27 protein-coding genes and 1 tRNA gene are annotated in these 25,907 nt (G+C 67.0%); 8 read left to right on the forward strand and 20 right to left on the reverse strand.

What is annotated here, in order from left to right; all coding sequences use genetic code 11:
• Positions 1-280: 280 nt before the first annotated feature.
• From QNO00_RS05935 to QNO00_RS05945, 3 genes are read right to left on the reverse strand one after another with little or no spacing between them, the layout of a single operon-like run.
• Positions 281-943, reverse strand: coding sequence for an MOSC domain-containing protein (locus QNO00_RS05935; protein ID WP_284023910.1), 663 nt, complete (start codon positions 941-943; stop codon positions 281-283).
• Positions 944-969: 26 nt separating this feature from the next.
• Positions 970-1,467 carry an NfeD family protein gene (locus QNO00_RS05940; protein WP_284023911.1) on the reverse strand — a complete coding sequence of 166 codons (498 nt, stop codon included), beginning with the start codon at positions 1,465-1,467 and terminating at the stop codon, positions 970-972.
• Between the two features lie 50 nt (positions 1,468-1,517).
• Positions 1,518-2,816: a glycosyltransferase 87 family protein gene (locus tag QNO00_RS05945; RefSeq protein WP_284023912.1), complete on the reverse strand. Its 1,299-nt coding sequence runs from the start codon at positions 2,814-2,816 to the stop codon at positions 1,518-1,520.
• 128 nt (positions 2,817-2,944) lie between these two features.
• Here QNO00_RS05945 and QNO00_RS05950 point away from each other — a divergent pair, with 128 nt between their 5' ends.
• Together QNO00_RS05950 and QNO00_RS05955 are read left to right on the forward strand one after the other, a co-directional pair.
• Positions 2,945-4,129, forward strand: a complete 1,185-nt coding sequence (locus QNO00_RS05950; RefSeq protein WP_284023913.1) for an amidohydrolase — start codon at positions 2,945-2,947, stop codon at positions 4,127-4,129.
• A complete protein-coding gene (locus QNO00_RS05955) occupies positions 4,126-4,569 on the forward strand; it encodes a hypothetical protein (protein ID WP_284023914.1) in 444 nt (147 codons plus the stop codon). The genes QNO00_RS05950 and QNO00_RS05955 overlap by 4 nt, the downstream gene beginning before the upstream one ends.
• A gap of 27 nt (positions 4,570-4,596) precedes the next feature.
• Here QNO00_RS05955 and QNO00_RS05960 read toward each other — a convergent pair whose 3' ends face one another.
• Both QNO00_RS05960 and QNO00_RS05965 read right to left on the reverse strand, forming a co-directional pair.
• Positions 4,597-5,745, reverse strand: coding sequence for a cystathionine gamma-synthase (locus QNO00_RS05960; RefSeq protein ID WP_229964830.1), 1,149 nt, complete (start codon positions 5,743-5,745; stop codon positions 4,597-4,599).
• 13 nt (positions 5,746-5,758) lie between these two features.
• A complete protein-coding gene (locus QNO00_RS05965) occupies positions 5,759-7,138 on the reverse strand; it encodes a cystathionine beta-synthase (RefSeq protein ID WP_284023915.1) in 1,380 nt (459 codons plus the stop codon).
• A 125-nt stretch (positions 7,139-7,263) separates the two neighbouring features.
• Between QNO00_RS05965 and QNO00_RS05970 the strand changes: the two genes are divergently transcribed.
• Positions 7,264-8,253 (forward strand): DNA-3-methyladenine glycosylase family protein, encoded by a 990-nt coding sequence (locus QNO00_RS05970; RefSeq protein WP_284023916.1) that lies wholly within the window; start codon positions 7,264-7,266, stop codon positions 8,251-8,253.
• Positions 8,254-8,270: 17 nt separating this feature from the next.
• Here QNO00_RS05970 and QNO00_RS05975 read toward each other — a convergent pair whose 3' ends face one another.
• From QNO00_RS05975 to QNO00_RS05995, 5 genes are all read right to left on the reverse strand, one after another.
• Positions 8,271-9,869: an ammonium transporter gene (locus QNO00_RS05975; RefSeq protein ID WP_284023917.1), complete on the reverse strand. Its 1,599-nt coding sequence runs from the start codon at positions 9,867-9,869 to the stop codon at positions 8,271-8,273.
• A gap of 303 nt (positions 9,870-10,172) precedes the next feature.
• Positions 10,173-11,390, reverse strand: coding sequence for a formaldehyde dehydrogenase, glutathione-independent (gene fdhA / locus QNO00_RS05980; RefSeq protein WP_229964826.1), 1,218 nt, complete (start codon positions 11,388-11,390; stop codon positions 10,173-10,175).
• 273 nt (positions 11,391-11,663) lie between these two features.
• Positions 11,664-12,062, reverse strand: coding sequence for a thioredoxin (gene trxA, locus QNO00_RS05985; RefSeq protein ID WP_229964825.1), 399 nt, complete (start codon positions 12,060-12,062; stop codon positions 11,664-11,666).
• Positions 12,063-12,244: 182 nt separating this feature from the next.
• Positions 12,245-12,326, reverse strand: a tRNA-Tyr gene (locus QNO00_RS05990).
• A gap of 125 nt (positions 12,327-12,451) precedes the next feature.
• The gene (locus tag QNO00_RS05995; protein WP_284023918.1) at positions 12,452-12,820 is read right to left on the reverse strand and encodes a hypothetical protein; all 369 of its coding nucleotides are present in this window, start codon (positions 12,818-12,820) and stop codon (positions 12,452-12,454) included.
• A 128-nt stretch (positions 12,821-12,948) separates the two neighbouring features.
• Here QNO00_RS05995 and QNO00_RS06000 point away from each other — a divergent pair, with 128 nt between their 5' ends.
• Complete coding sequence (locus QNO00_RS06000) at positions 12,949-13,440, forward strand: YajQ family cyclic di-GMP-binding protein (RefSeq protein WP_229964823.1); 492 nt, start codon at positions 12,949-12,951, stop codon at positions 13,438-13,440.
• 346 nt (positions 13,441-13,786) lie between these two features.
• On the forward strand, positions 13,787-13,942 hold the full coding sequence (locus QNO00_RS06005; RefSeq protein WP_229964822.1) for a hypothetical protein: 156 nt from the start codon (positions 13,787-13,789) through the stop codon (positions 13,940-13,942).
• Between the two features lie 118 nt (positions 13,943-14,060).
• Here QNO00_RS06005 and QNO00_RS06010 read toward each other — a convergent pair whose 3' ends face one another.
• The 3 genes from QNO00_RS06010 to QNO00_RS06020 form a co-directional block, all read right to left on the reverse strand.
• Complete coding sequence (locus tag QNO00_RS06010) at positions 14,061-14,738, reverse strand: histidine phosphatase family protein (protein WP_229964821.1); 678 nt, start codon at positions 14,736-14,738, stop codon at positions 14,061-14,063.
• A gap of 45 nt (positions 14,739-14,783) precedes the next feature.
• Entirely contained in the window at positions 14,784-15,656 is an 873-nt protein-coding gene (gene htpX / locus QNO00_RS06015; RefSeq protein WP_229964820.1) for a zinc metalloprotease HtpX, read from the reverse strand.
• A 167-nt stretch (positions 15,657-15,823) separates the two neighbouring features.
• Complete coding sequence (locus QNO00_RS06020; RefSeq protein WP_229964819.1) at positions 15,824-17,095, reverse strand: MFS transporter; 1,272 nt, start codon at positions 17,093-17,095, stop codon at positions 15,824-15,826.
• 122 nt (positions 17,096-17,217) lie between these two features.
• Between QNO00_RS06020 and QNO00_RS06025 the strand changes: the two genes are divergently transcribed.
• A complete protein-coding gene (locus QNO00_RS06025) occupies positions 17,218-17,961 on the forward strand; it encodes an MBL fold metallo-hydrolase (protein ID WP_284023919.1) in 744 nt (247 codons plus the stop codon).
• Positions 17,962-17,976: 15 nt separating this feature from the next.
• Here QNO00_RS06025 and QNO00_RS06030 read toward each other — a convergent pair whose 3' ends face one another.
• Positions 17,977-18,750: an esterase/lipase family protein gene (locus QNO00_RS06030; protein WP_284023920.1), complete on the reverse strand. Its 774-nt coding sequence runs from the start codon at positions 18,748-18,750 to the stop codon at positions 17,977-17,979.
• On the reverse strand, positions 18,747-19,502 hold the full coding sequence (locus tag QNO00_RS06035; RefSeq protein ID WP_284023922.1) for an alpha/beta fold hydrolase: 756 nt from the start codon (positions 19,500-19,502) through the stop codon (positions 18,747-18,749). Before QNO00_RS06035 ends, QNO00_RS06030 begins: the two co-directional genes overlap by 4 nt.
• Before the next feature lie 91 nt (positions 19,503-19,593).
• On the opposite strand from QNO00_RS06035, the gene QNO00_RS06040 reads away from it, so the two are divergent.
• Positions 19,594-20,043, forward strand: a complete 450-nt coding sequence (locus QNO00_RS06040; RefSeq protein ID WP_284023923.1) for a Fur family transcriptional regulator — start codon at positions 19,594-19,596, stop codon at positions 20,041-20,043.
• Positions 20,044-20,078: 35 nt separating this feature from the next.
• On the forward strand, positions 20,079-21,569 hold the full coding sequence (locus QNO00_RS06045; protein WP_284023924.1) for a catalase: 1,491 nt from the start codon (positions 20,079-20,081) through the stop codon (positions 21,567-21,569).
• Positions 21,570-21,754: 185 nt separating this feature from the next.
• On the opposite strand, the gene QNO00_RS06050 is transcribed toward QNO00_RS06045, so the two are convergent.
• The 5 genes from QNO00_RS06050 to QNO00_RS06070 are packed head-to-tail and all read right to left on the reverse strand — an operon-like array spanning position 21,755 to position 25,905.
• Positions 21,755-22,603, reverse strand: coding sequence for a prenyltransferase (locus tag QNO00_RS06050; RefSeq protein ID WP_284023968.1), 849 nt, complete (start codon positions 22,601-22,603; stop codon positions 21,755-21,757).
• Positions 22,604-22,638: 35 nt separating this feature from the next.
• Positions 22,639-23,019 (reverse strand): lycopene cyclase domain-containing protein, encoded by a 381-nt coding sequence (locus QNO00_RS06055; protein WP_284023925.1) that lies wholly within the window; start codon positions 23,017-23,019, stop codon positions 22,639-22,641.
• Positions 23,016-23,366: a lycopene cyclase domain-containing protein gene (locus QNO00_RS06060; RefSeq protein ID WP_284023926.1), complete on the reverse strand. Its 351-nt coding sequence runs from the start codon at positions 23,364-23,366 to the stop codon at positions 23,016-23,018. Before QNO00_RS06060 ends, QNO00_RS06055 begins: the two co-directional genes overlap by 4 nt.
• Positions 23,366-24,997, reverse strand: a complete 1,632-nt coding sequence (gene crtI / locus QNO00_RS06065; protein ID WP_284023927.1) for a phytoene desaturase family protein — start codon at positions 24,995-24,997, stop codon at positions 23,366-23,368. The genes QNO00_RS06060 and crtI overlap by 1 nt, the downstream gene beginning before the upstream one ends.
• Positions 24,994-25,905, reverse strand: coding sequence for a phytoene/squalene synthase family protein (locus QNO00_RS06070; protein ID WP_284023928.1), 912 nt, complete (start codon positions 25,903-25,905; stop codon positions 24,994-24,996). The genes crtI and QNO00_RS06070 overlap by 4 nt, the downstream gene beginning before the upstream one ends.
• Positions 25,906-25,907: the final 2 nt, after the last annotated feature.

The raw sequence follows: 25,907 nt of genomic DNA on the forward strand, positions 1-25,907 counted from the left end.
CCATGGCAGGACTTTCCGTCACAGCTGTAGGCCAATTTCACTGGATTGTGACGTGGGCCGGTGTGACGATTTCTTTGCCGGCGCTCCCAAAAGATGAATCTGCCCGCATTCGAAAACGCGAGCCCCAACACAACGTAACTTGCGGTCGGAAACCGCAGGACAATAAGGGAATACCGGAGTGGGGGATGTTTCAAGTGTACGGCATGCGGGGACCCGCCCGTCCATACTGGACGGTGAGCTTGGGCACAGGGGTGGTGAATTGGCCGTTTGAGGGCCGGATTTACGCATTTGCGGCGGCCTGGCGGCGGTGCAGTTTCCGCAGTATTTTCTGCAGTTCCGGCGAGAGCCTGAGCCCCCCGTTGGCCTCTGCCCGGGCCAGCAGCCGGGCCTGTTCGCCCGACACCCCGCGAAAAACATCCCCTGAGGTCACCCCGTGGTTGGGGCGGTGGATGACGGACACGGTGTCCCCGGCACTGATGGTGCCGTTCCGAACGACGCGCAGGTAGGTGCCCACCCTGCCGGCCTCGGCAAACCGGGCCACCCAGCGGGGCTGCTGCATCCGGACGGCGAAGTTCCGGCAGGGCGTCCGCGGGCACGTTACCTCCAGCAGGGTTGTTGCCCCGATTTGCCAGCGCTCTCCGATCACGGCTTCGGATACCGGGATGCCCGCGATGCGCAGGTTTTCCCCGAACAGCCCGGGCATGATCTCCGTGCCCAGCTCTGCCGCCCAATAGTCGGCGTCGTCCTGCGAATAGGCGTAGACGGCCTTGGACTCCCCGCCGTGATGTTTGCGGCTGGCCTGCAGATCCCCGCTCAAACCGAGGCCGTGCACCTTAACCGGTCCGGCGGCCGGGCGCTTGTCGATGGCAGTGACGCCCGTGGAGTCGGAGGTGGGCAGAAGTTCGTGGACGCGGCAGACCGCCAGCAGGGTTCCGGAGCTCATGCGGATCATCCTACGATCCGGGCCGGTCAATGCAGCAGATAACCGGCGGCGAAGTTTTCCAACGGCTCGACCACGAGGCGGTCACCGCCGTCGTGGCCGACAATCCGCACCCGGCAGCCCTTGGGGATCTCCACCTTCTCAGTTGTTCCCACGGTGATGGCATAGACGTTCCGGTCAGAATCGATCCGGACCCGTCCCTCCAGGTTGATCCTGCCCTTGTCGAGGCTGTAAAGCGGCCTCGTGACAACTCCCTGCCGGCCGATGTAAGAGGGAGCATCTTTCTTGCGGACTATCTTTTTGTTGTTCCGCGCAGCGGCCGGCAAATGCACCAGGAGGGCGGCGAGCAGGCCCGCTGCCAAACCGGCGTACGGTGAACCCGAAACCGCATGCATCATCCCGCCCACGAGGCAGAACGGCAGTCCGGCCCACCACAATAAGGGCGGAACATCTGCGCGTCCACGCCGGAAATTATTGAGCAGGGCCCAAATGCCGAGGGCCCAGGCCCCGCCCCAAACGTAGATCATTGCGGTCCACCTTTTCCGGTCGTCTTTTCGCTGACCGGATTCTACGTCGCTTAGGGCTGGACGTTCTTCACCCGCGGCGGCTCGACACGCAGCTGGACCGGCTGCTTCCACCAGCGCGGCGGACGGTTCCGCCACAGGACCGCGGCCCACCAGGCCATCACTGCAATCCCCCAGAAGACGCCGATGCTGGAGGCCATGAGCCACGGTGCCACCACCTGGGAATCCAGGTTCTGAGCACCCATCAGCCCACCGATGGACTTGGGTGAGAGCAGGAAAATCGGGAAGGCCGAGGCCAGCAGAATGATGCCGGCGGTGCGCTGCCCGGAGCCCTTCGCCGTGAGGTCGGCGATGTTGCGTCCCAGTACGGGAATGAAGAGGGCCACCCAGACCCAGTGGTGGGACCAGGACACCGGGGAGATGAGCAGCATGAGGAGTGCTGTGGCGGCGACGGCGGTGAACCGGTCGCCGCGGTTGCCGGCCAGCATGATGATCAGCGCTGCGGCGGCCACGGCCAGCAGGGACAGCAGCAGCCAGGGCAGGTCCACGGGAAAGTCGGGGCCGGCGAAGTGCAGGATGGCGCCCTTGAGGCCCAGGTTGTCCACGTAGCCGGCGCCGCCGATGCGGGAGGTGTCAGGCAGCAGATCAACCCAGAAGGTGCGTGATTCCCGCGGCAGGATCAGGAAACCCAGTCCGAAGGTCGCCAGGAAGCCGAAGGCCATGTTGCGCAGGCCGCGCCAGTCCCCGCGGGCCAGGAAGTACAGGCCGAAGACCAGCGGCGTGAGCTTCAGGCCGGCGGCAACGCCGGTGAGCAGGCCCCGTGGCCAGCTGTCGCGCCGGATCAGGAAGTCCGCCATGATCAGGCCAAAGAGCAGGATGTTGATCTGGCCAAACGCCATGGTCTCGCGCCAGGGGCCCAGCAGCACCACAAAGCCGAAGCCCGCCAGCGCCAGCGGGCGCAGCCAGGGATGCTTCAGCACCGCGCGCACGCTGGGCTGCCGGAAAGCGTAGCGCACGCCCAGCACTGAGGCGGCGGCGGCAATCAGCAGCGAAATGCCGGTGAAGATGTTCAACCCGAGGCTTTGCCCGAAGGGCGCCAGCACGGCGAACATGAGGGCCGAAAACGGCGGATAGGTGAACAGCAGGCTGCTGCCCTCGCGGTACTGCAGCTGCTTTGTGTAAAGCTCTCCGCCGGCGTCGAGCACGCTCTGTCCGCCGGAGAGGTAAACGCTGAAATCCAGGCCGTGCCGGGGTGAAATAACGAACGCGGCGGTGATCATCGCTGCCGCCGCGAGGAGCGCTGCCAGAGTTGCTGCCAGCCGGACCATCCCGGATCGGGTCTTCAGGCCCATGATTCTCCCTGCACTACAGCCAGCCTAGATATTAACGTTCGCAAGTCTACCGGCGGGGGCGTCCATCTGCGGACTGTCAGGGCGCAGGATAGGCTGGGCGGACTCGATCAGAGAACGGAAGGTTGCTCATGCCCGCACCGGTTATGGCCATCGTCAACGCCCATGTTGTTCCCGTCACCGCGCCGCCGTTCACCGGCACGCTCCTGGTCGCGGACGGCAAGATCCTGGACCTCGGCCCCGACGTCCGGGTCCCGGAGGGCGCGCAGGTGCTTGATGCCGAGGGCAAGTGGCTGCTGCCCGGCCTGGTGGACGCCCACACCCATCTGGGCGTGCACGAGGAGGGTGAAGGCTGGGCCGGAAACGACACCAACGAAATGACCGATCCGGTGATGGCCGGGGTGCGTGCCATCGACGCGGTGAACCCGGACGATCTGGGTTTCGATGACGCCCTGGCCGGCGGAGTCACGGCGGTGAACATCAATCCCGGCTCCGGCAATCCCATCGGCGGGCTGGCCGTGGCCCTGCACACGCACGGCCGCTATGTGGAGGAAATGGTCCTCCGCTCCCCCAGCGGCCTGAAGTCGGCCCTCGGCGAGAACCCCAAACGGATTTACAGCGACAAGAAGCAGACCCCTTCCACCCGTCTGGGCACGGCGCTGGTCATCCGCAAGGCGTTCATGGACGCGCAGAATTACCTGGGCAAGAACGACGACGACGACGCCCGCGACCCCCATATGGATGCCCTCGCCATGGTGCTGCGCCGGGAAATCCCGTGGCGCCAGCACGCCCACCGTGCCGACGACATCGGCACCGCCCTGCGGCTGGCTGACGAGTTCGGCTACGACCTGGTCCTGGACCACGGCACCGAAGCCCACCTCCTGGCCGATGTGCTGGCCGAGCGCGGCGTGCCGGTCCTGATCGGACCGCTTTTCACCACCCGCTCCAAGGTGGAGCTGCGCCGGCGCAGCATGGAAAACCCCGCGAAGCTGGCCGAGGCCGGCGTGGAAATCTCCATCATCACCGACCACCCCGTGGTTCCGATCAACTTCCTGATCTATCAGGCGGCCCTGGCCATGAAGGAAGGACTGAACCGGGAAACCGCGCTGCGTTCCGTCACCATTAACCCGGCCAAAGTCCTGGGATTGGCGGACCGCATCGGGTCCCTGGAGGCGGGCAAGGATGCCGACGTCGTGCTCTGGAGCGGGGATCCGCTCGATGTCATGCAGCGGGCCCTGACGGTGTGGATCGGCGGCCGGGAGGTTTACCGCTACGACACCGAAACCCGCACCCCCGTGGTGGCTGACCGCCCGTGACGGGAGCTGCACGACGCCGGCCTGCGGGCAGCGCCCGGAACGTTCCCCGCACCCCGCTGCCCGGCATCATCCGGGCCGCCTCGGCAGCCTGGTTCGCCGCCGCCGCCCTGGTGGCCGTGGCCGGTGTTTCGTTCATCGTTTCCGCCGGCACCCAGCACCGCGACGGCGCCGGGCTGACAGTGCTGGGGCTGGTGGTCCTGGCCGTATCGCTGGTTATCGGCTTCTGCGTCTTCCGCCTCCGCGCCGGCAGGCGCAGCGCCCGGGAGACCCTCACCACCGTGGGAGTGATCGTGGGGATTCCGCTGCTCTTCCGCGGCCCGGCGCTGATCGCCGTCGGCTCGGTGCTGCTGCTGTGCGTGCTGCTGCTCTGGCTTCCGCAGAGCAGCAGGTTCTTCCAGGAGCGCGAGCCCAAGGCCCGCCGCCGGCTCTTCGGCCGCTAGCAGCATCTGCCGGCGGCCGAAGGCCTCCTACAGCGTCGCCAGCGCCTGCTCCAGGTCCGCGATCAGGTCCTCGAGGTCTTCGATTCCCACGGAGAGCCGCAGCAGGTTCTCCGGCACCGCCAGCTCGGTTCCTTTCACCGAGGCGTGCGTCATCTCGGACGGGTAGTTCATCAGTGACTCCACGCCGCCCAGGGACTCGGCCAGCGTGAACACGCGGGTGGCTTCGGCCACGGTGCGCGCCGCGGCCTCGCCGCCCTTGAAGGACACCGAGACCATCCCGCCGAAGTCCTTCATCTGCGCCTTGGCGAGGTCGTGGCCGGGATGGTCCTCCAGCCCCGGATAGAGCACGCTTTCCACGGCCGGCTGCTCCCGCAGCCACTTGGCCACCGCCATGGCGTTGGAGGAGTGGCGGTCCATCCGCACCCCCAGGGTCTTCAGCCCGCGGGTGGTCAGCCAGGCTTCCATCGGCGCGGACACCGCGCCGACGGCGAACTGGATGAAGCCGATCTTCTCGGCGGCGGCGTCGTCGTTCAGGATGACCGCGCCGCCCACCGCGTCGGAGTGCCCGCCGATGTATTTGGTGGTGGAATGCACCACGATGTCCGCGCCCAGGGCCAGCGGCTGCTGCAGGTACGGGGAGGCAAAGGTGTTGTCCACCACCAGCCAGGCTCCGGCGTCGTGCGCGGCCTGCGCGACGGCGGCGATGTCGGAAATCTTCATCATCGGGTTCGACGGCGTCTCCAGCCACACCATCTTGGTGTTGCCGGCGGCGATCGCAGCAGTGAGCGCCCCGACGTCGGACATGTCCACCGCGGCATTGGTGATGCCCCAGCCGGCGAGGACCTTGTTAATCAGCCGGTAGGTGCCGCCGTAGGCGTCGTTGCCCAGCACGATGTGGTCGCCCGGCGCCAGCAGGGCGCGGATCAGAGAGTCCTCGGCGGCCAGCCCCGAACTGAAGGAATAGGCATGGGCGCCGCCTTCCAGCGCGGCAAGCTGATCCTGCAGGGCGTCGCGGGTGGGATTGGTGCCGCGGCCGTATTCATAGCCGTTGCGCAGGTTGCCGATGCCGTCCTGGGCGAACGTGGTGCTCTGGTACAGCGGCGGAATGACCGCTCCGGTGGTGGGGTCGGGGGTCTGGCCCGCATGGATCGCGCGGGTGTTGAAGCCTTCACTCATGGTTCGCTCCTTGCTAGATGCTCATGTAGGACAGCAGGTCGTGCCGGGTGAGTATTCCCACCGGCGCGCCCTCGGAGGTGACCATGACGGCGTCGTTCTCCTGCAGCTTTTCCTTCGCCGCGGCCACCGAGTCGCCGGCGCCGACCATCGCCAACTGCGGTCCCATATGGTCGCGGATGCTGTCAGTGGGCTTGGCCTCGCCGCGGAACAGCTTTTCCGTCAGCGAGCGCTCATCGGCGGATCCCAGGACCTCGCCGATCCGCACCGGTGGTTCCTGGGACAGCACCGGGATGCAGGAAACGCCGTATTTGTTGAGGATGTTGATGACGTCCAGGACCGTCTCGTTCGGATGGGTGTGCACCAGATCCGGCAGCGAACCGTCCTTCGTGGCCAGCACGTCGCGCACCGAGGCTTCCTGCTCGGCTCCCTGCAGGAACCCGTAGGAGCGCATCCACTCGTCATTGAAAATCTTGCCCATGTATCCGCGTCCGCTGTCCGGCAGCAGGACCACGACGACGTCGTCGGGCCCCAGGTCCCGGGCCGCGCGCAGGGCAGCCACCACCGCCATGCCGGAGGACCCGCCCACCAGCAGTCCCTCTTCGCGGGCCAGGCGGCGGGTCATGGCGAAGGATTCCGCGTCGTTGACGGCAATCACCTCGTCCGGAACCGACGGATCGTAGTTGTCCGGCCACATGTCCTCGCCCACTCCCTCCACGAAGTAGGGGCGTCCGGTGCCGCCGGAGTAGACCGATCCCTCCGGATCGGCGGCGATGATGCGGACCGCGCCCGACGAGCGGTCCGCCGAGACTTCCTTCAGGTACCGGCCGGTGCCGGTGATTGTGCCGCCGGTTCCGGCGCAGGCCACAAAATGGGTCACCGTGCCGTCGGTGTCCCGCCAGACTTCGGGACCCGTGCTCTCGTAGTGGCTGGCCGGGGCGGCGGGGTTGGAGAACTGGTCCGGCTTGTACGCGCCCGGGATCTCCCGCACCAGGCGGTCGGAGACCCCGTAGTAGGAATCGGGGCTTTCCGGGGCGACCGCGGTGGGTGTCACCACCACTTCGGCGCCGTAGGCCCGCAGCACGTCGCGTTTCTCCACGCCCACCTTGTCCGGTGTGACGAAGATGCACCGGTAGCCCTTTTGCTGCGCCACCAGGGCGAGCCCGACGCCGGTGTTGCCGCTGGTGGGTTCGATGATGGTGCCGCCGGGCTTCAGTTTGCCCTCGCGTTCGGCCGCCTCGATCATGCGGACCGCGATGCGGTCCTTGATGGAGCCGCCCGGGTTCAGGTATTCCAGCTTCACCAGCACCGTGGCCGCAAGGCCATCGGTCACGTTGTGCAGCTTCACCAGCGGGGTATTGCCGATCAGGTCCAGGACTGTATCTGCATACTTCATGTGCAACACGTTACTTGTTCGGCAGGACCGGTCCAGCTTTCCGCGGAACCCGGCGTAGCAAAAGCCACACGGGCCGTTCCTTACCGGGGCCCGGCAGCGTCAGCGGTGCGTGCGACGATGGAGATATGTCCGTGTCCATCCCGGTGTCCCTCCCGGTGTCCGCTGCCGCGGGAGCCGGAGCCCTGTCCCTGCTGTGGGAGTCCGGCCGCCCGTTTTCCCTGGCCCTGTCACTGGGCATCCTGGCCCACGGCCGGAAGGACCCCTCGGTGCGGCTCGGCCCGGGCGTCGCCTGGCTTGCCTTCGCCACACCGGAGGGCAACGCCACCCTGGCGCTTCGCGAGCAGCCCGCTCCTGCGCCGGGCGCCAGGGTCCTCGCCCGTGCCTGGGGTCCGGGCGCCGAGTCTGCGCTGGCCGGCATTCCCGCGCTGCTCGGAGACGCCGATGACTGGACGGCCTTCGACGAGCCCGGCTTCACCGCCACCCTGCCCCCGGCTGTGGCCGAGACCCGCCGCCGCCATCCCGGCCTGCGTCTGCCCAGCACCGGAAGGATGCTTGACAGCATTGTGCCGGTGGTCCTGGAGCAGAAGGTGACGGCGATGGAGGCGTACTACTCCTGGCGGTACCTGGTGACCAGGTACGGCGTCGACGCGCCCGGTCCGGTGCCGGCGGGGCTGAAGGTTCCGCCGACGGCGGCCCAGTGGCGCCGGGTCCCCAGCTGGGACTGGCACCGGGCGGGCGTGGATTCGCACCGCTCGGGCACCATCCTGCGCTCCTGCGCCGTCACCTCCGGCCTGGAGCGGCTGGCCGCCGTTCCGCTCGGCCCGGACCTGACGGAACGCCTGTGTTCGGTTCCCGGGATCGGCCCCTGGAGCGCCGCTGAAATCACGCAGCGCACCCACGGAGCCCCCGACTCCGTGTCGGTGGGCGACTATCATCTGGCGGCGTTCGTGGGCGAGGCACTGACCGGACGGCGGACCGACGACGCCGGGATGCTCACCCTGCTCCGGCCCTGGCTGGGCCACCGGCAGCGGGTGGTGCGCCTGCTGGTGCTGAGCGGTTTCCGCAAGCAGGCGTTCGGCCCGCGGCTGTCACCGGAAGACCACCGGCGCCGCTGACGGCGCCCCGGACGGGGTTAGTGCGGCTCAATCGCCACCCGGTAGATCGATGACGGATCGGCTCCGAAGCGCTTGAGCACCGACACGACTGCCTCCTCGTGGTCGCTGTCGACGGCCGCGTAGACGCGCAGCCGGTCATCGAAGTCCAGTTTCCGTTTCTGTCCGCGGAAGTTCTCCGTGCGGACCGTCCCGGAGTACACCGCGGCATCCGCCAGTTCCAGTGACCGGGCTCCGGCCATCAGCAGCGCGTCCCGCAGGCCGTCGATCCGGCCCGTGTCCAGCACGGCGCTGAGCAGGTACGCCGGCGGGCCGAGGCGGCTGTCCGTGTTCCTGCCGGCGAACAGGCCGTCCTCGGCGCTCCGGCCGCTTGTCGTCGGCCGTGAAATGATCCCGCTCAGCGCGTAGCCGGACGCCCCCTGCTGCACGCGGTCCAGGTCCTCCTGCTCGGGGCCGCGTTCGCGGAGACCTATGGTGCGGCTGATGACAGCGGCCAGAATCCAGCTCAGGACGAAGGAGAACAGCACCACGCAGACAACGGCAACCACCTGGTGCCAGAGAAGCAGTCCCCCGCCGCCGGTGAAGACCCCGTCCTCGCTGACCGCGTTGACGGAGCTGTCCGCGAAGAACCCCAGGAGCAGCGACCCCAGCACCCCGCCCACGAAATGGACGGCAATAACGTCCAGGGCGTCGTCGTAATGCAGGACGTGCTTCAGCCGCACCGCGAAGCAGCACACGCAGCCGGCGATCAGCCCAATGAGCAGGGCTGCCCCGGTGCTCACATACCCGGCGCAGGGGGTAATGGTCGCCAGGCCCGCGATGGCACCGGACGCCGCGCCCACCAAGGTGGAGTTGCCGCTGCTGAGCCGTTCCACCAAAAGCCAGGTCAGCATCGCCGCACCGCCGGCCACGTGGGTGTTGACCAGCGCCTGGGCGGCAATGTCATTTGCCTGCAGGCCGTCTCCGGCGTTGAACCCGAACCAGCCGAACCACAGGATCCCGGCGCCGACCAGCATCATGGGCAGGTTGTTGGGGGAGGTTTTAAGGTTCGGCCAGCCGTGGCGCCGTCCCGCCACCAGAAGGACAGCAACGGCCGCGGCTCCCGCGGAGGCATGCACCACTATTCCGCCGGCCCAGTCCTGCGCGCCCAGTTGCACGAGCCATCCCTTCGGATGCCACAGCCAGCGAGCCACCTGCGGATACACGAGGATGGACCAGGCCGCAAGGAACACGGTCCAGCCGGCGAATTTCAGCCGCCCCGCAGTTGCTCCCGTCAACAGCGCCGGGGTGATGATGGCAAACATCATCTGATACGCCACAAAGGCGAGCGTCGGAATGGTCACCCCCGCCGCCACGGTATGGAACTGCGGGGTATCCACGGTAATGAGGGCAAACGCGTCGAACTCCCCGACCAGCGAGTTGCCCCTGTTGCTGAAGGCCAGCGTGTACCCCACCAGCACCCAGGTGACGGTAATGATGCCCAGCGGAATGATGTTCTGCATCATCATGGTCAGAACGTTCCGGACCGGGACCATGCCCCCGTAGAAGAGCGCCAGGCCCGGAGTCATGAACAGGACAAGGCCTGCACAGATGAGAACCCAGGCGGTGTCCCCGTTCATGGCCGGACTCCCCCGGCTGCGGGCGGAACGGGACAACTGGGGTGATCGGCAGGCTCCCGAGCGGACATGGCATCCCCGTTTCCAACGCTGCATTGGTGAGTATTTGGAGGGCCCCCGAGCCGCAGATACGGCTGGAATTCCGGTTCAACGACTGTACGTCCCGGTCCGGAAGCAGCGGAAGACACACCTTCACCCAGCGCAGCCCAGAGGCCGAAACCGTGCGGTTCCGGCCCCTGGGCTGCGCTGTGGCGTTGTGATGTGGTGGTGTGCCGGCCCTGAGGCGCGGCGGTGCGCGGTGATCCGCTAGGCAGGCACCATCCCGTTGGGATCGATGACGTATTTGCGCGCCACCCCGGAGTCGAACTCCTGATACGACTCCGGCGCCTGGTCCAAGCTGATGGTCGTCGCGTTCACGGCCTTGGCGATCTGCACCTTGTCGTGCAGGATCGCCATCATCAGGTCCCGGTGGTATTTCATCACCGGACACTGCCCGGTGGTGAAGGACAGCGACTTCGCCCAGCCGGTCCCCAGCGACAGGGACAGCGAGCCCACCTTGGCCGCTTCGTCCACGCCGCCGGGATCGCCGGTGACATAGAGACCCGGAATACCGAGCGCTCCGCCGGCGGCAGTGATGTCCATGAGGGAATTCAGCACCGTGGCCGGTGCCTCCGTCCCCGAGCCGTGTCCGTGTCCGCGGGCTTCAAAGCCGACGGCGTCCACCGCGCAGTCCACTTCCGGCACACCGAGCAGCTGCTCGATCTGGTCCTTGGGGTCGCCCTTGGACACGTCAACGGTTTCACAGCCGAAGCTGCGGGCCTGGGCCAGGCGTTCCTCGTTCAGGTCGCCGACGATGACGACGGCGGCGCCCAGCAGCTGCGCGCTGGCAGCGGCTGCCAGCCCCACGGGACCGGCGCCGGCGATGTACACGGTGGAGCCCACGCGCGTGCCCGCCGTGATGGCCCCGTGGTACCCGGTGGGGAAAATGTCCGAGAGCATGGTCAGGTCCAGGATTTTCTCCATCGCCTGGTCCTTGTCCGGGAACCGCAGCAGGTTCCAGTCCGCGTACGGCACCATCACGTACTCGGCCTGGCCCCCTACCCAGCCGCCCATGTCCACATATCCGTAGGCGGCGCCCGGCCGGGCCGGATTCACGTTCAGGCAGATGCCGGTTTTGCGTTCCTTGCAGTTCTTGCAGCGTCCGCAGGAAATGTTGAAGGGAACCGAGACCAGGTCTCCCACGGAATGGAACTCCACGTCGGGGCCGGTTTCCACGATTTCGCCGGTGATCTCGTGCCCCAGGATCAGGTTCGGCGGTGCGGTGGTGCGGCCGCGGACCATGTGCTGGTCCGAACCGCAGATATTGGTGGTCACCACTTTCAAGATGGCACCGTGAGGCAATTTGCGGCCGATATTGGCCGGGTTGACCCCCGGACCGTCCTTCAGCTCGAACGTTGGATAGTCGATGTCCTGGACTTCCACGACACCGGGTTCCATGTAGGCAACTCCGCGGTTTCCATTCATAGGTCTTCGCCTCGCTCTTATCGTCGTTGACTGTGAGCCTCGCGGGCGGTCGGGATTTCCGGGAGCGTTGTCTCGAAAATGCTGCTGGGAAAATTTCGGCTGAGAAACTTTCGGCTGAGAAACTCTCGGCTGGGCCCGGTTCCGCTCAAGGTGCGTCCGATCCTACCGCCGCCGGGGTGCCCGGAACAGGGTGCCGGGACGGTTAAAAAAGACCGCGGAGGCTCCCCTTCGGGGAACCTCCGCGGTCTTTCAGTCTGTGCTGCTGAGCGGGTGTTAGCTGACCTGCCCGTCCGAGCCGGCCGCTGCCTGCCCGTTCTCCTGCGCTGCGATCTGTTCGTGGACGGCCTTCATGTCCAGTCCCTTGACCGCGTCCACCAGTTCGCTGAACTGGGAAGCGTTGAGGGCACCGGGCTGGGAGAAGACCAGGACCTTCTCGCGGAACGCCATCAGGGTGGGGATGGAGGTGATGCCGGCAGCGGCTGCCAGGCCCTGCTCGGCCTCCGTGTCCACCTTCGCGAACGTGATGTCGTCGTGCTTCTGGGAAACGGCGTCGTACACCGGTGCGAACTGCTTGCACGGGCCGCACCAGTCTGCCCAGAAGTCCACGAACACGATGTCGTTTTCCTCAATGGTCTCGGGGAACGTTGCCTCGGTGATGTCAATAGTTGCCATCCTCCAACGCTATCCGGCAGGTGTGGAGATGTCTCTACGTGTTCGCTCAGCGGTGAAGGGTGCGGCTGAGGCCTGAATCATGGAGCGTCCGGGCTGTCGCGGCCCGCCGGGCACGGCCGTTTCCGGGCAAGAAAAAACCCGCTCCGGCCAGTTTCCTGGTGGAGCGGGCTCTTTCCGTTCGGTGGCAGATACTGGATTCGAACCAGTGAAGGCGTTGCCAGCTGATTTACAGTCAGCCCCCTTTGGCCGCTCGGGTAATCTGCCGAACATCTTCGTGATGAAGATTCGCCGCAAGCGACTGCGGCCTAAACAACTTTACAGAACTTTTGCCCAAGATACGAATCGGCGGCGGGAGCGGCTGTTTCCGGAGCCCGCCGCCGCACCCGGCACTACAGTCCGCGGGCGATCCGGGACTGCATCTGCGTGTAAAACTGATCCGCCTGCTGCTGCGTCACGGAGCCCCAGGCGACGGCATTCGCCAGGTCCTGCCGGATGCCCAGCAGCCTTCCCTCATCGGATGTCCTGCGGTCCGTGTCACTGCCCGGCGTGTCACTGCCCGGCGAGCCCGCGGCTTCTCCCGGGCGGTCCAGCGGTGCCAGGAAGGACCGCAGCTCCGCGGCGGAGGCCGGTGCGGCGGCAGCCCCCACCCCCGTAATCGATACCGCTGCCAGAACGGATCCTGCGGCCGCGGTGCGGAGCCTGCTCAGATGGGTGCGTCGGGGGCGGGGGGCTTCCGGGTGCTTTCCTGTCGTAGTCACCCCCACACTGTCGCGGCAGAAGATGGGACAAGTCCCGGGATAGCCTGAGTGGAACCTGTGAGGGCTGCCACCGAAGCCCGGAGCTACTAGGCTGGATGCAGGAGAAAAAACTACTGCAAGGAGCGCCCATGGCCAGCGAGTCATCATTTGATGTTGTGAGCAAGATCGACAAACAGGAAGTTGCCAACGCCCTGAACCAGGCGCAGAAGGAACTGTCCCAGCGCTACGACTTCAAGGGAGTCGGCGCCGAGGTGGATTTCAGCGGGGAGAACATCCTCATGAAGGCCAACTCAGAGGAGCGGGTCCTGGCAGTCCTTGACGTCCTGCAGTCCAAGCTGGTCCGGCGCGGCATTTCCCTGAAGTCGCTCGACGCCGGCGAGCCGTTCGCCTCCGGCAAGGAGTACCGGATCGAGGCCTCCATGAAGGAAGGCATCGCCCAGGACCAGGCCAAGAAGATCAACAAGATCATCCGCGACGAGGGGCCCAAGGGCGTGAACTCCCGGATCCAGGGCGACGAGCTGCGCGTGACCTCCAAGTCCCGCGACGACCTGCAGGCCACCATGGCCCTGCTCAAGGGTGCCGACGTGGACGTGGACCTGCAGTTCATCAACTTCCGCTAGAACACACACATATGGCCTAGTCAGGCCTGAATAGTTGGCCTCAGTCCGCACTGAGTCCGCAGGATTATCGAGGACCGCAGCCATCAGACCATCGGCTGCGGTCCTCGTCTTGTCCTCAGCAGTCGGCCAGAGGTGGCTGTAAGTGTTCAGTGTGATTGTTGATTGTTGCCTGGGTATGCCCCCGGGCCGACACCTCTTGAACCAATTCTGAGATTCCAGCCGGGCTCCGACGGTCAGCTGAGCCCACAATTTATTCCAAGAGCTCACCGTTCATTCGCAAAGCACAGCGACCGGGCAACAGCTCAGCGGCGCCACGTGGGCCGGTTTGTCATCTAGACTCACGCCCATGACCGACTTTGAGAAGTTCCTGAACCTCGTGGCCGAATATCAGATTGCCAAAGACGGCGAGAAATTCCTACGCTCTTCTCCGATGCTCCGCCCAGCTTCTGTCGTTGCGCAGGAAGCCGAAGACGCGCTCCTGGCATACCTGGCCGCGCGATGAGGGCTAACGACTAATCGAACACCGATGACACTGCACGCCTCGTCGTGTGGATCCGAGACCATCGGGGCCACAAAGACGATTGGGCGGCAGAGCCAGAGCATGACCCCTTCGGTTAGTCCTAGAGCAACACGTCCTCGCCGGCGGGGCCGTCCTCGCCGTAATCACGCAGCTCGCGGCCGCCCACCGCCTCGCCCATCCAGGTGAGCAGCTTCCACCGGTCGGGGGCGCCGTCGTCGGCGGGAACGGATTCCATCACGGCCATGCCGGTGTTGCTCAGCGCGCCTTCCACGATGAAGTCCGGTTCCACGTTGTCGGCCCGGAACGTGCACCACGCGCGGATCATCGCGCCGTGGCTGACCACCACGGGCATCGTCAGGCCGGCTGCCTGCAGCTCGGCGATCACGGCGTCGAACCGACCGAAGGTCTCGTGGCCGTTCGGCCCGCCGGGCATGTGCACGTCCAGGTCGCCCTTCACCCAGCTGTAGACGGTCTTGAGGTAGGCGACGACGGCGTCGCGGTCATTGCGCATTTCCAGGCTGCCGGCGGAGACCTCGCGCAGGCCGTCGCGCACTTCCACCGGCAGGCCCAGGGCTGCCGCCAGCGGGGCGGCGGTGAGCTGGGTGCGCACCAGGTTGGAGGCGTACACGGCGTCGATCGGTTCCCCGGCCAGGGCTTCCGGCAGGGCCGCTGCCTGCGCCAGCCCCAGCTCGGTCAGTCCCGGCCCGGGGACCGCCGTGTCGAGGTAATGGTGGACGTTGGACGGAGTCTGGCCGTGCCGGATCAGTATCAAACGCATGGAACCGACCCTACCGGCATCGCCGAAGCGTTCCTGAACATGCGGTCAGGACCCCAGCGGACGGCCGGCCATGTTCTCCAGCCGCCGGATGCGGTCAGGCATGGGCGGATGGGTGGCCAGCAGGCCGCGGACGCCGTTCCGGAACGGGTTGGCGATCATCAGATGTGCCGTGTTCGCCAGCTTCTGGTCGGTGTCCGGCAGCGGGGCGCGCTGGGTGCCGGTTTCCAGCTTGCGCAGGGCGGAGGCGAGCGCCAGCGGATCGTCGGTGAGCTTCGCGCCGTCCTCGTCGGCGTCGTACTCCCGGGTCCGGCCAATCGCCATCTGAATCAGTGAGGCCGCGAACGGAGCCAGGATGGCCATGGCAATCATGGCCAGCGGATTGCCGTTGCGGCGGTCGCCGCCGCCGAAGTAGAGCAGGAACTGGCCCAGCGAGGTGATCACGCCGGCAATGGCAGCGGCCACCGAGGAGGTGAGGATGTCGCGGTTATAGACGTGCATGAGTTCGTGGCCCAGGACGCCGCGCAGCTCGCGCTCGGTGAGCAGGGCCAGGATGCCCTGGGTGCAGCACACTGCGGCGTGCTGCGGGTTGCGGCCGGTGGCGAAGGCGTTCGGTGCCATGGTCGGCGAAATGTAGAGCCTGGGCATCGGCTGGTTGGCGCGGGCCGAAAGCTCGCGGACGATCCGGTACATTTCCGGAGCCTGCTGCTCGGTGACGGGAACCGCCCGCATCGCGCGGATGGCCAGCTTGTCGCTGTTCCAGTAGCTGTAGGCAGTGGTGGCCAGCCCGATGAACAGGAACACCCAGATAAAGGTCGGGCTTCCGGTTCCGCTGGAGAGCAGGGCTCCAATGCCCAGCAGCACGGCGAAGAGCACTCCGAACAGTGCGGCAGTCTTCAAACCGTTGAAGTGTTGGTGCACGTGAAGTTCCTTCCTGAGCGGATCTGCACCGGACCCCGGCATGGTGCCCGGAGATGACCGGATCCGCGAAACGCCAGTCTATCCACCGATATCAACGCTCCATAGGGTGCTCATGTTCCGCGCGGCCCCGGGGCTGAAACCGGGTTCCGGGACAGCACCGGCTCCGGCTACGGCTCCGGGTGGCGCGCGTCGTAGCGGGCGAACCGCGGCTGCCTGCGGGCCAGCACCCCCACCAGCACCACACACACCAGTCCTCCGATGACCGCGGCCCAGCCCTCGCCCAGGAAGGATGCATCGACGCCGGCCACGAGGTCACCCAGCCGGGGCCCGCCGGCCACCACCACCACGAACACCCCCTGCAGCCGTCCGCGCATGGCATCCGGCGTAGCCGACTGGAGAATGGTGGAGCGGAACACGCCGCTGACCGAATCGGCGATGCCCGCGCAGCCCATGGCGACGGCGGCCGGAATCAGCCAGGCGCTGGGGTCATCCCCCTCGTTGCGGCCCGCCATGACCACCACCGCGCCGAAGGCGGATACGGACAGCCCCCAGGCCGCCACCGACCAGAGCACCGCCAGCCCCTGCCGCCGCACGGCGCCCAGGGGCCCGGAGAACAGCCCGGCCAGGAAGGCGCCGACGGCGGTGGCCGCCAGCAGCACGCCCACCGTCGTTGCTCCGCCTCCGAGCAGCAGGGCGCCGACGGCGGGCAGCAGCGCCCGGGGCTGCGCCATCACCATCGCTGCCAGATCCACCAGGAACGTCATCCGGATGTTCGGCCGGGTCGCCAGGAAACGGAACCCGTCCAGCACGGATTTAAGGCCCGCCTTCTGCACCTCGCCCTCCGGGGGCATGGGCGGCAGCCGGTACACCGCCCACATCGCGGCGGTGAAGGTGACGACGTCGATCGTGTAGGTCCACCCGTAGCCCACCCGGGCCACCAGGACCCCGGCCAGCAGCGGTCCGACGGTCATGGCCAGGCCGAAGGTGATCATGCTCAGGGCATTCGCCGCCGGCAGCAGTTCCGGCCGGACCAGCCGCGGAATGATCGCGCTGCGGGCCGGATGGTTCAGGCCGCTGGCGCCGGCGTTGACCGCCACCAGGGCGTAGAGCAGCCAGATGTTGCCCACTCCAGCCCAGGCCTGGGCGGCGATGCCGATGGTGGATACCCACAGCAGTACGGAGGAAAGGAGGGCGACCTTGCGGCGGTCATAGGCGTCCACGATCGACCCGCCGTACAGGCCGGCCACAATCAGGGGAATCAGCCCCACCAGCCCCAGGAGCCCGACGTAGAAGCTGGAGGACGTCAGGGAATAGACCTCCAGGCTCACTGCCACGAGGGTCAGCTGGGTGCCGACGGCGGACAGCGCCGTTCCGGTCCACAGCCGCCGGTATTCGGGGCTTTCGCGCAGCGGAGAGAGGTCGGCGAGGAGTCTGGGCATCCGAGCAGTCTAAGCAGCGGCGGCTTAGGTTTCCGGACGACGCTGCCCGCCGGCTCGGGACCTGGGATAAACAGCGTGCTTAGGATAGAGCGGGAAGTGCCGGAACCTACCTTGGAGGTCATGTGTTTACTCGGAACGTTGCGGAAGGAATCCACCGCATCGAGCACGCCTACGTCAATACCTACCTGGTGGAGGACGACAACGGCCTGGCCATCATCGATGCCGGGCTTCCCGGCCTGTGGCCGGAGCTCGTCCGCGCAGTGAAGGAACTTGGTTACGGGCCGGGATCCGTCTCCGCCCTGGTGCTGACCCACGCACACTTTGACCATGTGGGCACCGCTGCCCGGATCCGGCAAAAGTTCCGCACACCGATTCTGGTGCACGACGCCGACCGGTACATCGCGGCGCATCCCTACCGGTACGAGCATGAAAACAACCGGTTCCTGTATCCGGTTCGCTATCCGCGGTCGATTCCCTATCTTGGCGCGATGACGGCGGCCGGGGCGCTGAACGTCCGGGGCGTCACCGACGTGCACAGCCTGGGCGGGGACAGCGGAAGCTCCCTTCCCGGCCGGCCCCGGATCCTGCACACGCCCGGGCACACTGCCGGGCACGTGGCCCTGCACTATCCGGAGCGGGACGCGCTGATCTGTGGAGATTCGCTGGTCACGCTCAATCCCTACACCGGAGCCAAGGGCCCGCAGATCGTCTCCGGCGCCGCCACTGCCAACAGTCCGGAGGCGCTGGAGTCCCTGGGCCTGCTGGCCAAGACAAAAGCCCCGCTGCTGCTGACCGGCCACGGGGAGCCGTGGACCGGCGGAGCCGAGGCCGCCGTCCAACAGGCACTGGCGCGCGGCGCTTCCTAGGGTGCACGGCGGGGCCTAAGCCTGGCCGTCCAACTCCTGCTCCAGCACCGCGAGGAGCCGCGGATCGCCGATGGGCCGAAAGTGCCCCATCGTCTCCAGCCGGATGTTGCGGGCACCGGGCAGGTGGCTGCCGCCGGGAATGTGCGGATCAAAACGGCTGTACACCGAGGTGATGCGGGCATTGATGTCGCTGCTCTCCTGCAGCCGGCGCAGGAACTTGTTGCGGGGCGCAAAGGCACGGATGGACGGCAGCACAAAGAAGTTGGCGTAGACGGATCCGGAGAAGGGCGTATTGACCGCCACCATCCGGTCCACCCGGCGGCCGCCCTCCGGCAGGAGCATCAGCTGTTTGCCGATCAGCCCGCCCTTGCTGTGCGCCACCGCCACCACGCCGCTCAGATCATGCTCCACCAGATACTCCTGGACCAGCACCGCCATCCGGTCGATCCGGCCCCGGTTGTAGCCCAGCGGCGCCACCGTGTGCACGGGATGTCCGCGGGCGGAAAGGGCTTCGGCGAGCGGACGCAGGAACTGCCAGTTTTCATAAACGCCGGGAATCAGGATGACCGGGCAGCGCTGGCTGCCCGCGGCGGATTCTTTGGACGGAGCCAGGTAGACAGCCGGATCCTTGCGGAACAGAAAACCGCGCACCTGCCAGTACGCCACGTAGGCATAGTCGGCCGCCCAGGCGCGGGCCTGCATCAGCCGGCGGCGCCACCACGGTCCGGTGCCGGCGCTCGTGCCGGCGCTCGTGCTGCCGCCGGGCCTGCCGTTGGTGCGCCGCTTCACTGCCCGGAGGCCGCTTCCCGCAGCAGCGCAGCGGTCCGCGCCGGTTCGGTGAACATGCAGACATGCGGCTGTCCGGGCAGCTCCACGGCAACGGCCCCGGGCCGTGCGGCGGCCAGCTCCTGCAGCCAGCGGGCGGGCACAATCGGATCGCGGCCCCCGCGGATCAGCGTCACCGGCACTTCCACCCCGCCGATGCGCTGCTCGAGCCGATGCCTCACCATCTTGGGCATGGTCCGCAGATACCAGCGAGGACCGGCACGCAGATAGTCGGTGAGCAGCATCCAGTTGACGGCCGGCGGTTCGCGCAGGCAGTCCTGCGCCAGCCGCAGCCCCTGCAGCACTGCGTTGCGCTCGCCGCGGTTGATGGTGGGACTGAGCAGCACCACCGAGGTGACCAGGTCCGGTGCCAGCAGCGCCATTTCCGTCACCACCTGGCAGCCCATGGAATGGCCCACCCATTGGGCGGGGCCGATGCCGGCGGCCCGCAGGGCGTCGCAGTTGACGGCGGCAAAGCCGGCCATGTCCAGGCTGTGGGACGGCTTCGGCGCGGAACCGAACCCCGGCATTTCCAGCGTGTGCACGGTGCAGGTCTGTGCGAGAAGGTCCACCAGGCGGGAGAAATAGCGGCCGGACGCCCCAATGCCGTGCACGAGCACCACGTTCCGGGCGCCGGCGCCGTAGGTGCGGATATCGACGTCGTACCCCCGAATCCGCACGCGCTGATGGTGTGCCTGCGCTTTGATGCTGGCCAAAGGATCTCCCCCGTCGTGGTTTGCGTCTGCATCCAGTGTGCCACCACGGAGCTTATTATGAATTATTCATAATTAGTGGTTAGCTGGGGTCATGACATCGACAGCAGCCCCCACCGAGACCACCGAAACGTGGACCGGAGCGCTGCGTGCCCACGGCCGTCGGGTCACCAAGCAGCGGCTGGCGGTCCTCACCGCCGTCGAACGCCTGCCGCATTCGGTGGCCGACGACGTCGCTGCCGCAGTGCGCGGCGAACTTCCCGACATCAGCCTGCAGTCGGTCTACGTGGTCCTGGCGGACCTGACCGACATCGGCCTGCTGCGGAAGATCGAACCGCCGCACTCCCCGGCCCGGTACGAGACCCGCGTGGACGACAACCATCACCACGCGATCTGCACCGAATGCGGGCGGATCGAGGATGTGGACTGCGCAGTGGGGCACGCACCGTGCCTGACACCGGACAACACCCACGGCATGACCATCCAGATTGCGGATGTGCTCTACCGGGGAATCTGCGCCGACTGCGCCGCCAAAGCTTCCTGACTCACCTGCTTCACCCCCTTATGGAAAGAGAGAGTATGTCGAACTTCACCACCACCCAGACCGGTACTCCGGTTGCCAGCGACGACCAGTCGCTGAGCGCAGGCGCCAACGGCGCCATCGCCCTTCACGACCGTTACCTGGTCGAGAAGCTGGCCCAGTTCAACCGCGAGCGCATCCCGGAGCGCATCGTGCACGCCAAGGGTGGCGGCGCATTCGGTGAATTCGTTGTTACCGAAGATGTCTCCAAGTACACGCGTGCCGCTGTCTTCCAGCCGGGCGCCGTGACGGAAACCGTCCAGCGCTTCTCCTCGGTTGCCGGCGAGCAGGGCTCCCCCGACACCTGGCGCGACGTCCGCGGCTTCGCGATGCGTTTCTACACGTCCGAAGGCAACTACGACATCGTCGGAAACAACACCCCGGTGTTCTTCATCCGCGACGGCATCAAGTTCCCGGACTTCATCCACTCGCAGAAGCGCCTCCCGGGTTCCGGCCTGCGCGACGCCGACATGCAGTGGGACTTCTGGACCAACTCCCCCGAGTCCGCACACCAGGTCACGTACCTGATGGGTGACCGCGGCATCCCGACGTCGTGGCGCGAAATGCCCGGCTTCGGCTCGCACACCTACCAGTGGATCAATGCCGCCGGTGCGCGCTTCTGGGTGAAGTACCACTTCACGTCCAACCAGGGCAACCATGAAATCGACGGTGCCGAGGCAGAGAAGATTGCCGGCGCCGACGCCGACTACTACCGCCGCGACCTGTACGAGGCCATCGAAGCCGGCAACTTCCCGTCCTGGGACCTGCACGTGCAGGTCATGCCGTACGAAGATGCCAAGACGTACCGGTTCAACCCGTTCGACCTGACCAAGGTCTGGCCGCACGCTGACTACCCGCTGATCAAGGTGGGTACCCACACCCTGAACCGCAACCCGGAGAACTTCTTCGCGCAGATCGAACAGGTTGCCCTGTCCCCCGCGAACCTGGTCCCCGGCATCGACGCCAGCCCGGACAAGATGCTGATGGCCCGCATCTTCTCCTACCCGGATGCCCAGCGTTACCGCATCGGCGCCAACTACAACCAGCTGCCGGTCAACGCGCCGAAGGCTCCGCTCAACAACTACTCTCAGGACGGCGCCATGCGCTTCTCCTACAACACCCCGGAAACCCCGGTCTACGCACCGAACACGCTGGGCGGCCCCGTGGCCGACGCAGCGCTGGCCGGCGCCGGCAGCTGGGAGAGCGACGGCGCATTGGTACGCGCCGCTGCGACCCTGCACTCCGAGGACAGCGACTTCGGCCAGGCCGGTACCCTGTACCGCGAGGTGTTCGACGACGCCGCCAAGGAGCGTTTCCTGGAAACGATCACCGGTGCCGTCTCCGGCGTGCAGCGCCCGCACATCCGCGAAGCCGCGATCCAGTACTGGACCAACGTTGACGCGACCCTGGGCGAGAAGCTGCGCCTGAACCTGGCGACCGGCGACACCACGCCGATCGAAAAGGCTGAGTTCGTGGGCGTTGCCGAGTAATTTCGGTTAGTTCCACACCTCGGGCTTTGCGCCCGAACATCTTTGCCCCTGAACAGTAAGAGCGGCCGGTCCCTTCGGGGGCCGGCCGCTCTTGTCTTTCCCGCGAGATGGCAGAAAGTGCACGTCCCAGCGCTCAGAGACGCACTTTCTGCCATCTCGCGCTACCGGGGAGGGGCCAGATCCCGCTACCGGGAGGGCCAGTACCAGATGATCAGCATTGTCACGAGGAAACCGGTGAGGAAGTTCAGCTTCAGGAACCGCTTCCACCCGGCGTTGGCCTGCTCCGAGTCCGCGTCGGAAATCCCCCGGAACGGCAGCAGGTTCAGGATGTACGGCAGCGCCAGCAAACCGCCGAGCGCGGCCGGCCACGGGGTGAGCAGCATCAGCAGCCCGCCGGCGAGGTAGGCGGCGGCGGCGATCCGGACCACGGCCCTGGCTCCGAGCACCGTGGCAATGGAACTGATGCCGCCCTCGCGGTCCGGCACCACGTCCTGAACGGCCCCGAAGGCCTGGCTGGCCATGCCCCAGAGGAAGAACGCGCCCAGCACCGCCCACAGCCCCGGCGTAAAGACCGCGCCGGCAAGCACCAGCCCGTAGACCGCCGGTGAGACGAAGTGCGTGCTGGAGGTGACCGAGTCCAGGAACGGCCGTTCCTTGAACCGCAGCCCCGGCGCGCTGTAGGCAATGACGGCAAACACGCTGATGGCAAGCACCAGCCAGGACAGCGGATTGCCCAGCAGGATAAGCGCGATCAGGAACGGCACATTGGTGACGACGGCGGCCCACAGCGTGATCCGGTGGACGCCGCGGTCCAGGACGGCGCCCTCCACCCCGCCCTTGCGCGGATTCTGCAGATCCGATTCGTAGTCGAAGACATCGTTGATGCCGTACATCGCCAGGTTGTAGGGAATCAGGAAGTACAGCGTGCCCAGCACCCAGGTCAGGTCGATGCCGCCGGTGGTGATCAGGTAGGCGGCGGCAAAGGGATAGGCGGTGTTCACCCAGGACAATGGCCGGGACGAGACCAGCAGCATCCTCAGCGTTGATCCCGGGGTCCGGGTTGAGGTGCTCACTGCTTCTCCTCGGTGTCGGTGTCAGCTGCAACGGCAGGCGGGGTCGTGCTGCCCGGCTTTTTTCCCAGCAGCAGCCACAGCGCCGGCAGCAGCAGCACAGCCGCCAGCGCGTAGGCGAAGTCCTCCAGCGGAGCGCTGCCGATGAACGCGCCGGAAATCCGGTCCGGGTTGTAGCCGAACAGGCCGGCAGCGATCATCACGTTGTCGAACACCGCGGTGAGGACCAGCAGCACCGCGGCGGTGATCGCCAGCGCGGCCAGCACGCCTTTCCGGCCGGGAACCCCGGGGCGGGCAGCAGCCGTCCGGCGCAGGACGGCGAAAACCAGCACGGCGGCGGCCGGAACCAGGAACACGGCGTTGAGCGCCCAGTACGTCATCGCTGTGCTTCCTGGTGCTGGGTGCGGCGGAGGGCGGCCCGGCGGAGGACCAGCGAGACCAGGCCGAACAGCACCATGGTCAGGTAGCAGAGGAAGGCCAGGAAGAAGACCTCTTCAACGGGCAGGTGCGGAGCCAGGACAACACCGAGCATGATCGGCGTTTCACCGCGGTAGAAGATGTCCAGGCCAATGCCGCCCAGGTCCCAGAGCAGGAAAAACGCCAGGCCGATGACCGTCACCAGCGCCGCGCGCCGAGCGTCGGCGAAGAAGAACAGCTTGAACCGGTGGTCCAGCAGCCCCATGCAGGCGATCGAGACCAGCAGCAGGAGCAGATACACGGCACCCATCAGGACCGGCTCCGCTGGTTCGGCCCGGGCTCCGGCGTTGCGGCAGGCACCGGCAGCTCTTCGGTGCTGGTGTCCCCGCGGAGCCGTTTGAGCACCAGCTCAGCGCTGATCAGGCACATCGGCAGGCCGATGCCCGGCAGCGTGGAGCCGCCGGCGTAGAGCAGTCCGTCCACCTTGCGGCTGGCATTGGAGCCGCGGAAAAAGGCGCTCTGCTTGAGCACATGCGCGGGGCCCAGGAGCGTGCCGCGCCAGGAATTCAGGTCCTGCGCAAAATCCTGCGGCCCCACGGTTCGCCGGACGGTGATGCGGTCGGCCAGATCCGGAATGTCCGCCCACTGGGAAATCTGGGCGATCACGGCATCGGCCATCCGCTCAATCCGCTCGTCCCCGCCGCCGTCCAGCCCGCCGGAGCCAAGGGCCGGGTCCGAAGGCACCGGCACCAGGACAAACAGGTTCTCGTGCCCCTCGGGCGCAGCGGCCGGATCCGTGGCACTGGGTCGGCAGACATAGAGCGACGCCGGATCGGGCACCGATTTGTCCCTGCCGAAGATCTTGCCGAAATTTTCTTTCCAGTCCGAGGTGAAGAGCAGCGTGTGGTGCGCCAGGGACGGCAGTTCGCCGCGCACGCCCAGATGCAGCAGCAGGCCGCCCGGGCCCGGAATGCGGCGGCGCCAGTAGCGTTCCGGATAGGTCTGCAGTCGCTGCGGCAACAGCGTGGTCTCGGTGTGGTGCAGGTCCGCCGCGGAGACCACCAGATCGGCTTCCAGGGTGAGCGCCTGCCCGGAACCGTCGGTGTAGTCGACGCCGGTGGCGCGGGGCTTGCGCCGGGAAGCGGACTCCGAGGTGCGGATCCGGGTCACTGCGGCGCCGGTGTGGATCGTGACGCCCTCGGCCCGGGCCAGCGAGTCGATGACGTCGATAAGGCGGGTGAAGCCGCCCATCGGATACATCACGCCGTCGGCCAGGTCCAGCCGGCTCATCAGGTGGTACATGCTCGGCGTGGTGTAGGGCGAGGAGCCCAGGAACACCGCCGGATAGCCCAGAATCTGCCGGATCCGGGGGTCGGTGAATTTCCGGGCCACAAAGGAACTCAGCGGCTGGAGCAGCAGCTGGGCCAGCCGCGGTCCGCGCCGCAGCACGTCCGCGCGCAGCAGGGGCAGGAAGGAGGCGAAGGTGGAGTAGAGGAAGCGCTTTTTGGCCATGTCATAGACCTCGATGGCGGAGTCCAGGTACTTTTCCAGCCGGGCGCCGGCCCCGGGCTCGAGCGACTCGAACAACTTCACGTTCTCGTCCCGGGTGGCGGCAATGTCCACCGGTTCGGCGGAGCCTTCAAACAGCACCCGGTAGCCCGGATCCAGCCGGACCAGGTCCAGCTGCTCCGCCGCTGAGGTGCCCAGCAGCCGGAAGAAATGGTCAAAGACCTCGGGCATCAGGTACCAGGACGGTCCGGTGTCAAAGCTGAAGCCGGCGCTCTGCCAGGTTCCGGCCCGCCCGCCGACCACCGGCTGCTTTTCCAGCACCGTGACCGCAAGGCCCTCCCGGGCCAGCAGGGCGGCGGTCGCCAGCCCGGTGATGCCGCCGCCAATGACGACGGCGGTGCGGGGCGGTGCGGATTCGGTCCTGCGGGTCATGACAGCCTTCCGGCGGTTCGCCCGCGCGGCGCCGAGCGGCGGAGGCGGTGGGTGACAAGGGTTTCTGCCGCGATGCGCAGCTTGACCGGATTGGGCACCCGGATGCGGGTGCTGCGCAGCTGCTCCGCCGGAGTCGCCCGCAGGCGGCGGGACAGCTCGGTGAACAGTTCCTGGGCCAGGGCGACGGCGGGCCGGGCCGCGGGAGGAAGCTCGGCGATGGAGGCACCGGACACCAGCAGGTCGGCGTCGATGTCATCGAGCAGCCGGTGCTTGTCCGGCTCCGAAAACGAGGTCACGCTCACGCCGGGGAAGTAGCTGCGGCCCAGGGCATCGAAGTCGTCGGCGAGGTCCCGGAGAAAGTTGACCTTTTGGAACGCCGCCCCCAGCCGCTGGGCGCCTTCCTTCAGTTGCTTCAGCCGGTCGTCGCTGACGGAGGTGCCCTCGAGGAAGCACAGCAGGCACATCAGGCCTATCACCTCGGCGGACCCGTACACGTAGTCGTCGAAGGACTCCGGGGTGTGCTCGGTGCGCAGCAGGTCCGCGCGCATGGACCGGAAGAACGGAGTGGTCAGTTCCTCGGTGATGCCGGTGGCGCGGGCGGTCAGGGCGAAAGCATGGACCACCAGGTTGACGCTGTAGCCGGTGTGCAGGGCCTGCCGGGTGTCGGCCTCCAGGTCGTCCAGCATCCGGCCGACCTCGGCCGGCGGAAGATCCGCGGCGGCAGCCACGCCGTCGACGATTTCGTCGGCCAGCCGCACCAGCGCGTAGATGCCCTCGATCTGCCGCCGGGTCCGGGTCCGCAGCAGCCGTGAGGCGAGTCCGAAGGACGTCGAGTAGGAGCGGATCATCACCGACGCGGTTTCCACCGCCACCCTGTTGTAGAGCTCCAGGCCGGTTTCGCGGACCATCC

Origin of the sequence: Arthrobacter sp. zg-Y1219 (assembly GCF_030125545.1) — a bacterium.
GTDB lineage: Bacteria > Actinomycetota > Actinomycetes > Actinomycetales > Micrococcaceae > Arthrobacter_B.

Bases quoted from the DNA above. Each gene is read 5' to 3' on its own strand.
- QNO00_RS05960 (WP_229964830.1), bottom strand. From the start codon at position 5,745: ATGAGTGAAGGCTTCAACACCCGCGCGATCCATGCGGGCCAGACCCCC.
- QNO00_RS05935 (WP_284023910.1), bottom strand. From the start codon at position 943: ATGAGCTCCGGAACCCTGCTGGCGGTCTGCCGCGTCCACGAACTTCTG.
- QNO00_RS06050 (WP_284023968.1), bottom strand. From the start codon at position 22,603: ATGCTGCTGGTCTCGTCCCGGCCATTGTCCTGGGTGAACACCGCCTAT.
- QNO00_RS06040 (WP_284023923.1), top strand. From the start codon at position 19,594: ATGACATCGACAGCAGCCCCCACCGAGACCACCGAAACGTGGACCGGA.
- QNO00_RS05950 (WP_284023913.1), top strand. From the start codon at position 2,945: ATGCCCGCACCGGTTATGGCCATCGTCAACGCCCATGTTGTTCCCGTC.
- QNO00_RS06060 (WP_284023926.1), bottom strand. From the start codon at position 23,366: ATGGGTGCCGTGTATCTGCTCCTGCTGCTGGTCTCGATCGCCTGCATG.
- QNO00_RS05970 (WP_284023916.1), top strand. From the start codon at position 7,264: ATGTCCGTGTCCATCCCGGTGTCCCTCCCGGTGTCCGCTGCCGCGGGA.
- QNO00_RS06005 (WP_229964822.1), top strand. From the start codon at position 13,787: ATGACCGACTTTGAGAAGTTCCTGAACCTCGTGGCCGAATATCAGATT.
- QNO00_RS05975 (WP_284023917.1), bottom strand. From the start codon at position 9,869: ATGAACGGGGACACCGCCTGGGTTCTCATCTGTGCAGGCCTTGTCCTG.
- QNO00_RS06010 (WP_229964821.1), bottom strand. From the start codon at position 14,738: ATGCGTTTGATACTGATCCGGCACGGCCAGACTCCGTCCAACGTCCAC.
- crtI (WP_284023927.1), bottom strand. From the start codon at position 24,997: ATGACCCGCAGGACCGAATCCGCACCGCCCCGCACCGCCGTCGTCATT.
- QNO00_RS05940 (WP_284023911.1), bottom strand. From the start codon at position 1,467: ATGATCTACGTTTGGGGCGGGGCCTGGGCCCTCGGCATTTGGGCCCTG.
- QNO00_RS05965 (WP_284023915.1), bottom strand. From the start codon at position 7,138: ATGAAGTATGCAGATACAGTCCTGGACCTGATCGGCAATACCCCGCTG.
- QNO00_RS06070 (WP_284023928.1), bottom strand. From the start codon at position 25,905: ATGGTCCGCGAAACCGGCCTGGAGCTCTACAACAGGGTGGCGGTGGAA.
- QNO00_RS06055 (WP_284023925.1), bottom strand. From the start codon at position 23,019: ATGACGTACTGGGCGCTCAACGCCGTGTTCCTGGTTCCGGCCGCCGCC.
- QNO00_RS06020 (WP_229964819.1), bottom strand. From the start codon at position 17,095: ATGCCCAGACTCCTCGCCGACCTCTCTCCGCTGCGCGAAAGCCCCGAA.
- QNO00_RS05945 (WP_284023912.1), bottom strand. From the start codon at position 2,816: ATGGGCCTGAAGACCCGATCCGGGATGGTCCGGCTGGCAGCAACTCTG.
- QNO00_RS06045 (WP_284023924.1), top strand. From the start codon at position 20,079: ATGTCGAACTTCACCACCACCCAGACCGGTACTCCGGTTGCCAGCGAC.
- QNO00_RS06000 (WP_229964823.1), top strand. From the start codon at position 12,949: ATGGCCAGCGAGTCATCATTTGATGTTGTGAGCAAGATCGACAAACAG.
- fdhA (WP_229964826.1), bottom strand. From the start codon at position 11,390: ATGAATGGAAACCGCGGAGTTGCCTACATGGAACCCGGTGTCGTGGAA.
- trxA (WP_229964825.1), bottom strand. From the start codon at position 12,062: ATGGCAACTATTGACATCACCGAGGCAACGTTCCCCGAGACCATTGAG.